The sequence below is a fragment of the Amycolatopsis sp. lyj-108 genome (assembly GCF_046549005.1).
Classification (GTDB): domain Bacteria; phylum Actinomycetota; class Actinomycetes; order Mycobacteriales; family Pseudonocardiaceae; genus Amycolatopsis.
The window spans coordinates 232,403-245,971 of sequence record NZ_JAJPWQ010000001.1; the positions used below are offsets into that span (position 1 = coordinate 232,403).

General features: G+C 65.8%; 11 protein-coding genes, 2 tRNA genes and 1 pseudogene. 2 read left to right on the forward strand and 12 right to left on the reverse strand.

All coding sequences use genetic code 11. From position 1 onward, the window contains the following. Positions 1-49 precede the first annotated feature (49 nt). From ACLJO0_RS01150 to ACLJO0_RS01170, 5 genes are all read right to left on the reverse strand, one after another. The gene (locus ACLJO0_RS01150) at positions 50-1,084 is read right to left on the reverse strand and encodes a hypothetical protein (RefSeq protein WP_410576193.1); all 1,035 of its coding nucleotides are present in this window, start codon (positions 1,082-1,084) and stop codon (positions 50-52) included. A gap of 4 nt (positions 1,085-1,088) precedes the next feature. Then, the gene (locus ACLJO0_RS01155; protein WP_410576194.1) at positions 1,089-1,490 is read right to left on the reverse strand and encodes a hypothetical protein; all 402 of its coding nucleotides are present in this window, start codon (positions 1,488-1,490) and stop codon (positions 1,089-1,091) included. Positions 1,491-1,556: 66 nt separating this feature from the next. After that, positions 1,557-1,997 (reverse strand): hypothetical protein, encoded by a 441-nt coding sequence (locus ACLJO0_RS01160; protein WP_410576195.1) that lies wholly within the window; start codon positions 1,995-1,997, stop codon positions 1,557-1,559. Between the two features lie 75 nt (positions 1,998-2,072). After that, positions 2,073-2,145: transfer RNA gene (locus ACLJO0_RS01165), tRNA-Ala, on the reverse strand. 37 nt (positions 2,146-2,182) lie between these two features. Further along, complete coding sequence (locus ACLJO0_RS01170; protein WP_016330468.1) at positions 2,183-2,371, reverse strand: DLW-39 family protein; 189 nt, start codon at positions 2,369-2,371, stop codon at positions 2,183-2,185. Between the two features lie 930 nt (positions 2,372-3,301). Here ACLJO0_RS01170 and ACLJO0_RS01175 point away from each other — a divergent pair. Beyond that, positions 3,302-3,643: a hypothetical protein gene (locus tag ACLJO0_RS01175; protein WP_410576196.1), complete on the forward strand. Its 342-nt coding sequence runs from the start codon at positions 3,302-3,304 to the stop codon at positions 3,641-3,643. A gap of 723 nt (positions 3,644-4,366) precedes the next feature. Continuing rightward, positions 4,367-4,936 (forward strand): annotated as a pseudogene (gene xerC, locus ACLJO0_RS01180) (tyrosine recombinase XerC); the annotation flags it as partial. Positions 4,937-5,123: 187 nt separating this feature from the next. Here the strand turns inward: xerC and ACLJO0_RS01185 are convergent. From ACLJO0_RS01185 to gnd, 7 genes are all read right to left on the reverse strand, one after another. Further along, positions 5,124-5,197, reverse strand: a tRNA-Ile gene (locus ACLJO0_RS01185). Between the two features lie 47 nt (positions 5,198-5,244). After that, a complete protein-coding gene (locus ACLJO0_RS01190; protein ID WP_125790674.1) occupies positions 5,245-5,931 on the reverse strand; it encodes a DUF3566 domain-containing protein in 687 nt (228 codons plus the stop codon). A 36-nt stretch (positions 5,932-5,967) separates the two neighbouring features. Further along, positions 5,968-8,493 (reverse strand): DNA gyrase subunit A, encoded by a 2,526-nt coding sequence (gyrA, locus tag ACLJO0_RS01195; RefSeq protein WP_125790675.1) that lies wholly within the window; start codon positions 8,491-8,493, stop codon positions 5,968-5,970. A 49-nt stretch (positions 8,494-8,542) separates the two neighbouring features. Next, positions 8,543-10,510, reverse strand: a complete 1,968-nt coding sequence (gyrB, locus tag ACLJO0_RS01200) for a DNA topoisomerase (ATP-hydrolyzing) subunit B (RefSeq protein ID WP_410576197.1) — start codon at positions 10,508-10,510, stop codon at positions 8,543-8,545. Positions 10,511-10,728: 218 nt separating this feature from the next. Beyond that, positions 10,729-11,229: a DciA family protein gene (locus ACLJO0_RS01205; protein ID WP_410576937.1), complete on the reverse strand. Its 501-nt coding sequence runs from the start codon at positions 11,227-11,229 to the stop codon at positions 10,729-10,731. Positions 11,230-11,494: 265 nt separating this feature from the next. After that, complete coding sequence (recF, locus tag ACLJO0_RS01210) at positions 11,495-12,649, reverse strand: DNA replication/repair protein RecF (RefSeq protein WP_410576198.1); 1,155 nt, start codon at positions 12,647-12,649, stop codon at positions 11,495-11,497. A gap of 8 nt (positions 12,650-12,657) precedes the next feature. Next, on the reverse strand, positions 12,658-13,548 hold the full coding sequence (gene gnd / locus ACLJO0_RS01215) for a phosphogluconate dehydrogenase (NAD(+)-dependent, decarboxylating) (protein ID WP_034321914.1): 891 nt from the start codon (positions 13,546-13,548) through the stop codon (positions 12,658-12,660). Positions 13,549-13,569: the final 21 nt, after the last annotated feature.

The following is a 13,569-nucleotide window of genomic DNA, read 5'->3' on the forward strand; positions in this document are numbered from 1 at the left end:
TTGCTCCTTGAGCGGTGGGGTCTCCCGAGCCGGAGACCCCACCCGTCCGCTATTCGAGTGGGGACAGTTCCCGCGGCGGTTCCTGGATCTTGCCGTCGTTCGAGATGTCGACGTTCTGGTCCCGGACCCGCTTTTCCGTTCCCTTGTCGGTGTTCTCCGTTTCGAAGTTGCCGGGGTCGAAGGTCTCGCCGGGGCTGACGTCCGGCGGCTCGGGAATGATCGGCAGGTTGTTGATCTCGGTGTTGATCTTCGAGACCAGCGACTCCGCCGCGCGGAACATGCTTTCCCTGATGTTGACCACACCGTCGTGGAAGCTGTTGTAGATCATTTCGGGGCTGTCCCCGACGATGTCGGCCTGCACGGTGGCCGCCGTGGCGAGCCCGGCCCCGGCCGCCGCGCCGGCTACCTGCACCCCGTTCGCGGTGGTGAAGAACGCCGCCGCGGTGAGACCACCGGCCGGTGGCACGGCCGCCACGAGCAGAGCGGTGACAGCGGCGGCGAAGGTCGCGGCCAGCGCCTTCTGCAAGGCCGATTCGTCCTGCCGTTCCTGGTCGTCCCGGTACTTTTCCGCAGCGGTCATGAAGGACGCGGCGAGTGCGCTCAGGTCGGCCCGCGCGGTGGCGATGGCGTCCCGCGCGGCCACGATGTCGGCTTCCAGCACGGTGAGTTTGGTGCCCACGCGGGCATAGGTGTTCACGAGACCCTGGATGTAGCTCTTGGCGGTCTCGGCGCCTTCACCGCGCCACTTGAGCAGCAGGACCAGAGACCGGTCGAGCGGCGCTTTCGTGTCCTGGAAGGCGTTCCAGAAACTTTCGTACGCCTCGATCATCGTCTGCAGGCTGTTCTCGCCGACGAGCTCCGCCTCGGAGAACTCGAGGAAGAAGTCGCGGACCTGTTCCTTTCGGCCGCCGCTCATGTCCACGTCGCTGCCGAACGTCCAGTCAAAGAAAAGGAGGTCCACCGCCGCGAAGGCCTTTTCGGCGCCCGCTTTGAGGTCGTGGGTGATTCCCTCGAGAAGCTCGGCGTTCTTGTCGTCACCTTCGGCGGTGGTCTCCGCGTCCAGTGCGTTGAAGTATCCGTCCACGCCGCTACCCCTGTTCCCCGTACGCCGCGCGGTTCATTCGCTGCTTGTTGTCCTCATCGACGGATTCGTACAGTTCGGCGACCTTCGCCAGTGCCCGGGAGGCGTCCTGCGTACTGCCGTGCAACCGCGCGAGCATCTTTTCGACGGCCTGGCGGTGTTCCTCGTACGCCGCCGAAACCTCACGCATGCCCAGGGATTTCCCGAACGCGGTGTCCGGCGCGAAAAAGCCGGGGAGAAGGCCACCCGTGACGGGGTCGGGTGCCGGCACGTCCTGCCCGGTCACACCGGTATGGGCGGTACTGACTATGTCGGCGGCCTTCTGCAGTTCCTTGCTCGACAACCTGAGATCGTCGAGGTCGGTTTCGAAACTGACCATGTTCACCTCGCTGTCCGGATTCCACCCCATGTAAGCAGCGTTGACTTGGCTGGGCGCGAGACTTTGTCATCCGCGTACGGTGACGAACGTCACCGCTCAGACGCAGACCCGGCAGTAGAGGCGATCGCCCCTGGTCGTGGCGGTGCGGGCGAGTTCCGCGAGGCCGGTCAGCAGATCGGCCAGCTCGGCGGGGTCGGCCTGGCCACCGAACTCGTCGGTTCGGGACCAGGGCTCGGCGACCTCGCGCAGGCGCGCCTCATCGGCGTCGGACAACGCGGCGGTCAGCTCGTCGGTCAGCGCGACGACCAGAAGCGCGCCACCGTCGGCCATGGCGATGGGGCCGAGATCGCGTTCGATGATGGTCTCGTAGCCGACGCCGGTGAGGAGGGACTCCAGCGTGCCCATCTGCACGAACGGATCCACACCTTTGAGCGCGACGGTCGGGAAGGAAGCCTCGGCCGGGCCGCCGACGAGGTCGATCGTGGTGGCCGCGGTTTCGTTGTCCGACGCGGCGAAGTAGTCGAAGAGCACACCCATGCGCGCATTCTTACAGGGAGCTACGGCCCGGAAACGAAAAGCCACCCGCGGTGCGGGTGGCTTCGTGGACCGGAGTGGAGCTGAGGGGAATCGAACCCCTGACCCCTGCCTTGCAAAGGCAGTGCTCTACCAATTGAGCTACAGCCCCGGGTCGCAGGCGATCATGATAACCGCCTGCGCCGAAATCAGTTGTTGCGGGACGCGTCCGCGGCCTTGGCCGGAGCGCTTCCGTTCGTGGAAGCGGTGCCCAGCGGACGCTCGGTGGGCGCGGTGGCCTCACGCCAGAGGTCGGCCTCGGCCTTGGCTGCCTTGTTGCGCTTGATCACGAACAGCACGCCGCCCGCGATGACCGCGAGTGCCAACAGCTTCTTCATCAGAAGCCCCCTCTTTCCGCCGAGTTGCTCCGCTTACCCACCGATGCTACTGCACGCGGTTCTCCGGACGCCTGGTGCCCGACGTTCCACGTGGAACCAGCGAGCCTGCCGGAAACCCGCAGCAAAAAAGCCGACTCGCGATGATCGCGAACCGGCTTTCGGAGTGGGCCCACCAGGACTTGAACCTGGGACCTCTTCGTTATCAGGCCAAGATCACCCTCTGTTGACCTTGGAAGCCGCACCCCACCTGCGCGCCGGTCGTCCGCAGACGTCCGCCGAGATACGCGGATTAGCACCCATATTGTCGCCCAGTTCGTCACTCGTCACGATGAGATCGACAAGACCAGCCGAAGCGAACGCTTCCGGAGCGACCCTGGTTGCCCTAGAGTCCGGCCCGGACGGGAGTTCTCACGGCTCGCTGCCACAACGCACGCCAGCTCTTTAGGTCATAGAACGGATCACCTACGCGCGACGGCTGCGCCCTCTTGATCATAACTTCGAGTACGACTGCCAAATTTACGAATTTCGCAGGGATATTGCGTCCTCGACGCCAATCGCTTACACGTTGGTTAGAGACACGAATCAGACGTCCCGACTCGTCGACTCTTCGGGCAGCGTTTGCCGCCCGAGCCAGACTCGTCAACGGCGGACTCCCAGCAGCCTCGTACAAACGCGAAAACCACTCGACGAACGTTTCCCGCGAGCATCGCTCGCTCACCAAGTCCCGCACTGTCAGCACCTCCCCAGTTGCCGAACCCGCCCCTCCCGGACCGGGAAACTCACTATAGCGTCCTGATCACCGCAAACACACTAATTGCCAGCCTTAAGACTTTCTTAAGTCGTCCATGTGCGGCATCTTTGGTACGGCGACCCGGACGAGTAAGCCCGTCGACCGCACGGGCTCCGGAATTCGTATCGAGGAGAAACCCAGTGAAGAGATTCCTTCTCACCATCGGCGCCCTGAGCGCGTTCACGCTCGGGCTGACGGCTCCGGCGACTGCGACAACAACGCCCAACGCCCCGGCTGCGCAGCTGATGGGCTGGCCCACTGGATGCCACGACGAGGTGATAAATAACTACATGACCGGTGCAACGTGCCAAAGCACCAACGGCGGAGCCTTCCAGGCCATCGCCATCTGCAAGGACAGGAGCAGCGGCAAAGAGAATTTCTACTTCGGAGGCTGGCACACGTGGGGCACATCCTACGCATACTGTCAGGGCAATTCCTACACACAGTCCTCGGGCATTAACACCTCGCCCACTGTCCCGTAACCGAGTCCGAGAAGGAATTCACCCATTATGCGTAAGCAACTTTCGAAGACTCTCGTGGCCGGAACGATGACGGCATTCGCCATTCTAGTCAACGTTGGCAGCGCCGCTGCCGCGCCTATTTCGAGCAGCGACAACGCTGCCCCGATGACCTGGCCGACTGGCTGCGCCGACTACCAGGTAGGAAACGGCTGGGAGGCCAGTTGCACGGGAGGCACCGGAAAGTATCAGGCCATCGTGTACTGCACTCCACTTGCGGGTGGACCTACCGTCATTCGCAGCAGTGCCTGGAACCACGCCCCTAGACTCGCACGGGTCTACTGCCCGCCCCTGACGGATGCGAACAGCGGAGGAATCAACACCACTCCCGATCCGTGACAGACGACACGCCGAATGAGTGGACAGACGCCGTACAGCTAAGTTCCAGGAACTAGCTCGCGAGGGGCACCCGACTGGGTGCCCCTCGCTCCATGGTCGCGGTTGAGTACCCCTACCCCGCAGCCCAATGCCGGACTTTGATACTTGCCTCGACGGTCGAGAAGCTGACGATCCTCGCGGAGAGGCACGTAATCCCCGATCTCGGAGCGCGGAAGCTCGGTGAGCTGAGCGCGGACGACGTCGACAAGTGGCTCGCGGCGAAGGCGAAGATCCTCTCGACGCGGACGCTTCGGGATCTGCACTCGATCCTTCGGCGGGCAGTGGCGCGAGCCCAGAAGCGGGGACAAGGTGAGGCGGAACGTCGTCCTGCTCTGCGAGATCCCTGAGGGTCTGGCGGGCAGGCCGTCGAAGTCGCTCACGTTCGAGCAGGCTGAGGCGCTTCTCAAAGCCGCGGAGCGGACTCAGCTACGCGCCTACATCACGCTGTCGCTGCTGATCGGCGCGCGGACCGAAGAGCTACGCCCGCTCAAGTGGGACCGCACTGACCTTGTCGGTTTGCCGGATGCGACACCACCGATTCCGCCGCACATCATGGTTTGGCGTTCCGTGCGGGTGGGCGGCGACACGAAGACCAGGAAGTCACGCCGCTCGCTTGCGCTGCCTCAGCGGTGCGTCGAAGCGCTACGAGCCCAGCGGGCGAAACAAGACTTCGCGCGACGGGTTGCGGGCGATCGTTGGCAGGAGAACGACTTGGTGTTCGCGTCGGACGTCGGCACGGAGCTGGATGCGGCGAACGTCCGGCGCGGGTTCAGGAAGGTGTGCGCCAAAGCCGGGCTCAACCCGAACGAGTGGACGCCGAGAGAGCTTCGTCACAGCTTCGCGTCATTGCTCTCCGACAGCTGGATGCCGATCGAGCAGATCTCTCAACTCATGGGCCACAACGGGACGGCAGTGACTGAGTTGGTCTATCGCCATCAGCTACGGCCGATCATTCAGGAAGGCGCGAAAGCCATGGATGAGATCTTCAAGACGATTCAGCGGCATAGCCACCCAGATAGACACTCAGGGGCGGTTTCCCTTGATTGGGAACCGCCCCTGAGCAGCGTGGGCCCACCAGGACTTGAACCTGGGACCTCTTCGTTATCAGCGAAGCGCTCTAACCGCCTGAGCTATGGGCCCGAACGAGGAGAAGATTACAGGACGCCTCGCGGCGTCCTGCAACCGGGTCACTCTCGTTCGGAAAGGGTCACTTCCAGGCCTCCGGCGAGGTCGGCGGAGACGTTGTAGATGAAGGCACTGACGGTGGCCAGCGCCGAGATCAGCACGATGTTGATGGCGCCGAGGATGGCCGCGATCCCGAAAACGCGGCCGGCGCTGATCAACGGGTCGGCCGGCGCGTCGGCCCCTTCGCCGCCGACGAGCGACGAGTAGGTCCCGTTGAGTTTGTCCCAGACACCCATGCCGTCGAGCACGGTGTACAGGACGCCGACGGCGACGAGCCACACGAAGAACAGCGCGACGCCGAGGACGAGGGACAGTTTCAGCACCGACCAGGGGTCGAAGCGTTTGATCTGCAGGCTGGCGCGACGCGGTCCGCGGCCGGGGCGGCGGAGCGCGGTGGGCGCGGCACGGGTGCGGGAGGCCGACGGGATGGCGGAGGGGGCGGGTTCGCCCTCTCCGCTGTCGCCGAAGAGCCTCTTCGCGGCCGTGCCGCTTACCCCGTGGTAGTCGGTCACGGTTGTCGCGTCCCGCTTCGGGTCCGAGTGGGCCACGTCTTCGGTGGCGACCGAAGACACCGAGACCGTCTGCTCACTGGCGCCTTCGGCCTCCCCGGCACCGCTGTCGCGCTGCCAAGGCGGGCTCGACGATCCCGCCTGCGCGCCGCCTGCTTCGGGCTTCTCGGATGGTGTCACGAGGTGTCAGTCCTTACCCAGTACGTGGGGCGTCGTCTACTCCTGCTCCGACGCCGGGATTTCTTCTCCTTCAGTACTACCTGCAGTGGCGACGTCCGAGGGCTCGTCCGCGTTGCGTGCGACCGCGAGAAGAGTGGTTCCTTCGTCGAGATTCATCAGCCGCACTCCCTTCGTCTGCCTGCCTGCCTTGCGCACCTGTCCGGCCGAAGTCCGGATCACCCCGCCGCTGGAGGTGATCGCGTAGAGCTCGTCTTCGGCGTCGACGATGACCGCGCCCACCAGCCTGCCACGTTTCTGGTCGTACTGAATGGTGAGCACACCCTTGCCGCCGCGGCCCTGCACCGGGTAGTCCTCGGTCGGCGTCCGCTTGGCGTAGCCGCCCGCGGTGGCGACGAGGAGGAACCTGTCCGGCTGGACGACGTTGATGCCGAGCAGTTCGTCGCCTTCGTTGAACCGCATGCCCAGCACACCGGACGTCGCGCGGCCCATCGGGCGCAGGGCTTCGTCGGTGGCGTGGAAACGGATCGACTGGCCTTCCGCGGACACGAGGAGCAGGTCGTCCTCGGCGGCCGCGAGGACCGCGCCGACCAGTTCGTCGCCTTCGCGCAGGTTGACGGCGATGAGGCCGCCGGCGCGGTTGGAGTCGAAGTCGGTGAGCTTGGTCTTCTTCACCAGGCCGCGACGGGTCGCGAGCACCAGGTACGGGGCGACCTCGTAGTTCGGGATCTCGATGACCTGGGCGATCTTCTCGTCCGGCTGGAACGCGAGCAGGTTCGCGACGTGCTGGCCGCGCGCGTTGCGGTTGGCCTCCGGCAGGTCGTAGGCCTTGGCGCGGTAGACGCGGCCCTTGTTCGTGAAGAACAGGATCCAGTCGTGCGTCGAGCAGACGAAGAAGTGCTGGACGATGTCGTCCTGTTTGAGGGTCGCGCCCTGGACGCCCTTGCCGCCGCGTTTCTGCGATCGGTACAGATCGGTTTTCGTTCGCTTGGCGTAACCCGTGCGGGTGATCGTGACGACGACGTCCTCGACCGCGATGAGGTCTTCGACCGAGACCTCGCCGTCGAACGGGATGATCTTGGTGCGCCGGTCGTCGCCGTACTTGTCGACGATCTCCTGCAGTTCCTCGGCGATGATCGCGCGCTGCCGCTCGGGCTTCTCGAGGATGTCCTTGAGGTCGGCGATCTCGAGTTCGATCTCGGCGAGGGTGTCGATGATCCGCTGCCGCTCCAGCGCGGCGAGGCGGCGGAGCTGCATGTCGAGGATCGCGGTCGCCTGGATCTCGTCGACGTCGAGCAGGCTCATCAGCGCGGGCCTTGCCTCTTCGGCCGAGGGCGACCGCCGGATGAGGGCGATGACCTCGTCGAGCATGTCCAGCGCCTTGACCAGACCGCGCAGGATGTGGGCGCGCTCTTCGGCCTTCCGCAGCCGGAAGCGGGTCCGGCGGACGATGACCTCGATCTGGTGCTTCACGTAGTGCCGGATCATCTGGTCGAGACGCAGCGTGCGGGGCACGCCGTCGACCAGTGCCAGCATGTTGACACCGAAGTTCTGCTGCAGCTGGGTGTGCTTGTACAGGTTGTTCAGCACGACCTTCGCGACCGCGTCGCGTTTGATCGTGACGACGATCCGCATGCCACTGCGGCTGTTGGACTCGTCGGCGATGTCGGAGATGCCGGTGAGCTTGCCGTCGCGGACCAGGTTCGCGATGTTCTCCACCAGGTTGTCCGGGTTGACCTGGTACGGCAGCTCGGACACGACCAGGATCGTGCGGCCCTTGGCGTCCTCTTCGACCTCGACGACCGCGCGCATGCGCACGGAGCCGCGGCCGGTGCGGTACGCGTCCTCGATGCCGGAGTTGCCGAGGATCATCGCCTTGGTCGGGAAGTCCGGGCCCTTGATCCGGACCAGCAGCGCGGCGAGCAGCTCGTCGTCGCTCGCCTCGAAGTTCTCCAGCGCCCACTTGACGCCGTCGGCGACCTCGCGCAGGTTGTGCGGCGGGATGTTGGTCGCCATCCCGACCGCGATTCCGGAACCACCGTTGACCAGCAGGTTCGGGAACCGCGACGGCAGGACGTCGGGCTCCTGGGTGCGGCCGTCGTAGTTGTCGGAGAAGTCGACGGTGTCTTCTTCGATGTCCTGCAGCATGTGCATCGCGAGATGCGCCAGCCGGGATTCGGTATACCGCATGGCGGCAGCCGGATCGTTGCCAGGCGAGCCGAAGTTGCCCTGGCCGTCGATCAGCGGATACCGCAGCGCCCACGGCTGGGCGAGCCGCACCAGCGCGTCGTAGATCGCGGAGTCACCGTGCGGGTGGTAGTTGCCCATCACGTCGCCGACGACGCGGGAGCACTTGTTGTACCCGCGGTCGGGGCGGAAGCCCGAGTCGAACATCGAGTACAGCACGCGGCGGTGCACCGGCTTGAGGCCGTCCCGCACGTCCGGCAGCGCCCGCGACACGATGACGCTCATCGCGTAGTCGATGTAGGAGCGCTGCATCTCCTGCTGGATGTCGACCGGTTCGATCCGGTCGTGGTCCGGAGCAGGCGGCAAGGTTTCCGTCATGAGGTCCTTCTCGTGAGAGCAGTCCTAAGGGGACAAAGAGCGGGGACGCCTAAACGTCTAGGAAGCGCACGTCCTTGGCGTTACGCGTGATGAAGGAGCGGCGCGCTTCGACGTCTTCGCCCATCAGTACGGAGAACAGGTCGTCGGCCTGCGCGGCGTCGTCCAGGGTGACCTGGCCGAGCAGCCGGTGCGCCGGGTCCATCGTGGTCTCCCACAGCTCTTCGGCGTTCATCTCGCCGAGACCCTTGTAGCGCTGGATCGCGTCGTCCTTGGGGAGGCGCTTGCCCGCTTCGACACCCGCCTGGATGACAGCGTCGCGTTCCCGGTCGGAGTACGCGTACTCCGGATCGGCCCGCGGCCACTTGATCTTGTACAGCGGCGGGCGCGAGAGGAACACGTGCCCGTGCTCGATCAGCGGGGGCATGAACCGGAACAGGAAGGTGAGCAGCAGCGTGGTGATGTGCTGGCCGTCGACGTCGGCGTCGGCCATCAGCACGACCTTGTGGTAGCGCAGCTTCTCGAGGTCGAACTCTTCGTGGATACCGGTGCCGAGCGCGGTGATCAGCGACTGGACCTCGGTGTTCTTGAGGACGCGGTCGATGCGGGCCTTCTCGACGTTGATGATCTTGCCCCGGATCGGCAGGATCGCCTGGTACATCGAGTCGCGGCCTTCCTTGGCCGACCCACCGGCCGAGTCACCCTCGACGATGTAGAGCTCGCATTCCGACGGGTTGGTCGACCGGCAGTCCTTGAGCTTGCCGGGCAGGCCGCCGATCTCCAGCGCACCCTTGCGGCGGACCAGGTCGCGCGCCTTGCGGGCGGCCATCCGCGCCTGCGACGAAGAGATCGACTTGTTGATGATCGTCTTCGCCTCGGTGGGGTTGCGCTCGAACCAGTCGGCCAGCCACTCGTTCGACGTCTGCTGCACGAAGGTCTTCGCCTCGCTGTTGCCCAGCTTGGTCTTGGTCTGGCCCTCGAACTGCGGCTCGGCCAGCTTGATCGAGACGATCGCGGCGAGACCCTCGCGCACGTCGTCACCGGTCAGGTTGGCGTCCTTCTCCTTGAGCAGCTTCTTCTCGCGCGCGTACGCGTTGACGACGCGGGTGAGCGCGGCGCGGAAGCCCTCTTCGTGCGTGCCGCCCTCGTGCGTGTTGATCGTGTTGGCGAACGTGTACACCGACGGCGTGAAGCCGTTGTTCCACTGCATGGCGACCTCGACCTCGAGGCCGACGCCCTTGGCCTCGAAGGAGATCACGCTGGTGTGGATCGGGTCCTTGCTGCCGTTGATGTGCTTGACGAAGTCTTCGAGCCCGCCGGGGTAGCAGTAGGTCTTTTCCTTGACCCGTGCCGCTTGGCCGGAGGCGTCCTCTTCGGTCTCTTCGTCGGCGACGCGCTCGTCGCGCAGCGAAAGGGTCAGGCCCTTGTTCAGGAACGCCATCTCCTGAAGACGCCGGGAGATCGTCTCGAAGTTGTACGTCGTGGTCTCGAAGATGTCGTCGTCGGCCCAGAAGGTGATCGTCGTTCCGGTCTCATTGGCCGGACCGAGATCCTGCAGCTCACCGGGAAGCTGGTTCGTGTACTCCTGGCGCCAGCTGCGGCCGCCGTACTTGACCTCGGCGAGCAGTGTCTTCGACAGCGCGTTCACCACGGAGACGCCGACGCCGTGCAAACCACCGGAGACCGCGTAGGAGTCGCTGTCGAACTTGCCGCCCGCGTGGAGCACGGTGAGCACGACCTCGAGGGTCGGCTTCATCTCCTTGGGGTGCATGTCGACCGGGATACCGCGGCCGTCGTCGACGACCCGCACCCCGCCGTCGGCAAGCAGGGTAACCTCGACCTTGGTCGCGTGACCTGCCATCGCCTCGTCGACGGAGTTGTCGACCACCTCTTGAACGAGGTGGTGGAGGCCGCGTTCACCGGTGGAACCGATGTACATACCGGGACGCTTGCGGACGGCTTCGAGGCCTTCGAGCACCGTGATCGACGACGCGTTGTACTCGCTCTTGTTCTCGGTCACAGGTGTTGATTCTCCTCGTCTCGCCCGAGCGGACGCTCGCTCATCTCCAGTGTACTTGGCCGCGCCCGCTGGCATGCGGCAAGGACACCCCTGATTTGCTCACAGGCGCGCTAATTCGTTCGAAACAGAGTCTTGACGTTCGCGAAGCACTCTGAGCGCGTTCTCGGCGCTTTAATGGGCACTGTCGATGGCATAGACGCGGCGAAGCGCAACTCGGATCAGCCGTACGTGTCACGCGGACCACGTCCCGGGACGTGCCGCGGCCCTTTCCGCCAGCTCGGCGCCGTCGGCCCCTGGATCCGCATCCTCTTCACCACACCGTGCCCGACGCCTTTCGCGATCTTCGCCAGCAGCTGCCCCTGCAGCAGGCGCAGCTGCGTCGCCCACGCCGTCGAACTCGCGCGGACGGTCAGCTCGCCGTCCTTCAGGGCGACCGGCTGGGCGTGTTCGGCGACCTCTTCACCCACAAGCCGTGCCCAGCTGCCGAAGACCTGACCGTTGGCGAGCCGCGTGTTCCAGCCGCGGTCGACCGCGATCCGGGAGGCGAGCCTGCCGAGCGGTTGCGGGTCGCGGGCGTCGGCACCCGGCCCTGACCAGCGACGACGTCGCGAGCTCTGGCCGTACGAACCGGCTCCCCCACCGGTGATACGGCCGCGGCGCGCGCCCGGTTCGACTCCGCGGGCCTTCGCTTTGGCCTTCGCGGCGTCCAGGGCGGCCAGCGCGAGGTCACGACCAGTAGTCGGCTCCTTGCCTTCGGTATCAGTTGCGCCGTTCGATACCGCTGGCCGATCACTCTTCGTGTCGAACAAAGCTCCCTCACTCGGGTTACCGCCCGAGCGGGGGGTGTCAAGCCGCTTATCAGGCCCCTTGGTCACGCGGGGCGATAACGCGTTCACGGTGTTATCCACACTGTCCACAGGTTTGTCCCCAGATCGGTGGGCAACTGCTGTGGCGCCGATCACCCGGGGTATCCGCTTCACCGGATCACCCTCGGTTGATCTCACCATCCGCCACGAGGAACCGATGTCCGGCCAGTTCGGCGGGCACGTCCTCGTCCACGGCGGCGGTCACCAGCACCTGCTCGGCGCCTGCCGCCACCTCCGCCAGCCGGGCCCGGCGACGCCGGTCCAGCTCGGCGAACACATCATCCAGGAGAAGCACCGGTTCCCCGGCCTCGCCACGCAGAAGCTCGTAGCTTCCCAGACGCAAGGCGAGGGCGAACGACCAGGACTCCCCATGGCTCGCGTAACCCTTAGCCGGCGCTTCGCCGAGGATGAGATCGAGCTCGTCCCGATGCGGGCCGACCATGCTCACCCCGCGCTCCAGCTCCAGGTTCCGGGACCGTTTCAACGCCTCGACCAGCACATCCTTGAGGACCGTCTCATCCGCGCGAGTACCGTCCGGAACGCCATAGCCCGCTGGCATCGCTTCGCCGAGGCTCGACTTGTACGCGATCGTCGCCGGTCTCGAGTCGGGCGCGACCCCCATGTACGCGGCGGCCGTGTACGGCGCGAGATCCGCGATCAGGTTGAGCCGGGCGGCCAGCAACGCGGCCCCCGCCACCGCCAGGTGGTCGTCCCAGACGTCGAGCGTCGACAACGCGTACGGGTCTTCGCGCCCCGTCCGGCGCTTGCCCGCCGTCTTGAGAAGGGCGTTCCGCTGCTTCAGCACCTTCTCGTAGTCGGCGCGCACCCCGGCGTATCGCGGCGCGCGCAGCACGAGGAGTTCGTCCATGAAACGGCGGCGCTCCCCGGGATCCCCGCGCACGAGCGCCAGATCCTCCGGGGAGAACAGCACCGTGCGCAGGATCCCGAGCACGTCACGGGGCTTGCCGACCGCACCGCGGTTGACCCGCGCGCGGTTCGCCTTGCCCGGCGTGATCTCCAGCTCGACCGTCAGTTCGCGGTCCTCGTTGACCACCGCGACCCTGATCAGCGCGCGTTCGCAGCCGTGCCGCACCAGCGGCGCGTCGGTCGCGACGCGATGCGAGCCCAGGGTCGCGATGTAGCCGATCGCCTCGAGGAGGTTCGTCTTGCCGCGGCCGTTCTGTCCGACGAGGACGGTCGGGCCGGGTTCGAGCGCGAGATCGGCCTGTGGCCAGGACCGGAAATCGGTGACCTGGAGATGTCTGAGGTACAACCCGCTTCCTAGTCGCCGGCCTTCTTGACCGAGTGCCCGCCGAACTGGTTGCGCAGCGCGGCGACGGCCCGCATGGCGGCGGAGTCCTCCTGGCGCGAGGCGAACCGGGCGAACAGCGCGGCCGAGATGACCGGTGCCGGGACAGCGTTGTTGATCGCCTCTTCGAGGGTCCACCGGCCTTCGCCGGAGTCCTCGACGTAACCCTCGAGGTCGTCCAGCTCCGGGTCCTCGTCGAGCGCGCGGACGAGCAGGTCGAGCAGCCACGAGCGGACGACGGTCCCCCGCTGCCAGCCCTTGATCACCGCGGGCACGTTCTCGACGACCTTCGCGGCTTCGAGCAGCTCGAAGCCTTCGGCGAAGGCCTGCATCATGCCGTACTCGATGCCGTTGTGGATCATCTTCGCGTAGTGACCGGAGCCGACGGCGCCGGCGTGCGAGAAGCCCTCGTCACGCGGGCCCTCGGGGCGAAGCGCGTCGAAGATCGGCATGGCCTTCTCGACGTCCGAAGCCGCGCCACCGACCATCAGGCCGTAGCCGTTGTCCTTGCCCCACACGCCACCGGAAACGCCGCAGTCGAGGTAGCCGATCTTCTTCGTGGCGAGCAGGTCCGCGTTGATCCTGTCGTCGGTGTACTTCGAGTTGCCGCCGTCGATCACGAGGTCGCCCTCGGACAGCAGGTTGCCGAGTTCCGCGACGGTCTGCCGGGTGGGTTCACCGGCGGGCACCATGATCCAGACGATCCGAGGACCGTCCAATTTGGACACCATGTCCTCGAGTGAGGTGGAGTCGGTGACATCGGGGTTGCGGTCGTAGCCGACCACCTCGTGACCGGCCGCGCGCAGCCGCTCACGCATGTTGAACCCCATTTTGCCGAGGCCGATGAGTCCCAGCTGAGCCATGAAGATCCCCTTTGGTGCGAA

Excerpts from the sequence above, each read along its gene's own strand:
- ACLJO0_RS01155 (WP_410576194.1), bottom strand. The coding sequence starts at position 1,490 with ATGGGGTGGAATCCGGACAGCGAGGTGAACATGGTCAGTTTCGAAACC.
- ACLJO0_RS01160 (WP_410576195.1), bottom strand. The coding sequence starts at position 1,997 with ATGGGTGTGCTCTTCGACTACTTCGCCGCGTCGGACAACGAAACCGCG.
- ACLJO0_RS01170 (WP_016330468.1), bottom strand. The coding sequence starts at position 2,371 with ATGAAGAAGCTGTTGGCACTCGCGGTCATCGCGGGCGGCGTGCTGTTC.
- gyrA (WP_125790675.1), bottom strand. The coding sequence starts at position 8,493 with ATGACGGAAACCTTGCCGCCTGCTCCGGACCACGACCGGATCGAACCG.
- gnd (WP_034321914.1), bottom strand. The coding sequence starts at position 13,548 with ATGGCTCAGCTGGGACTCATCGGCCTCGGCAAAATGGGGTTCAACATG.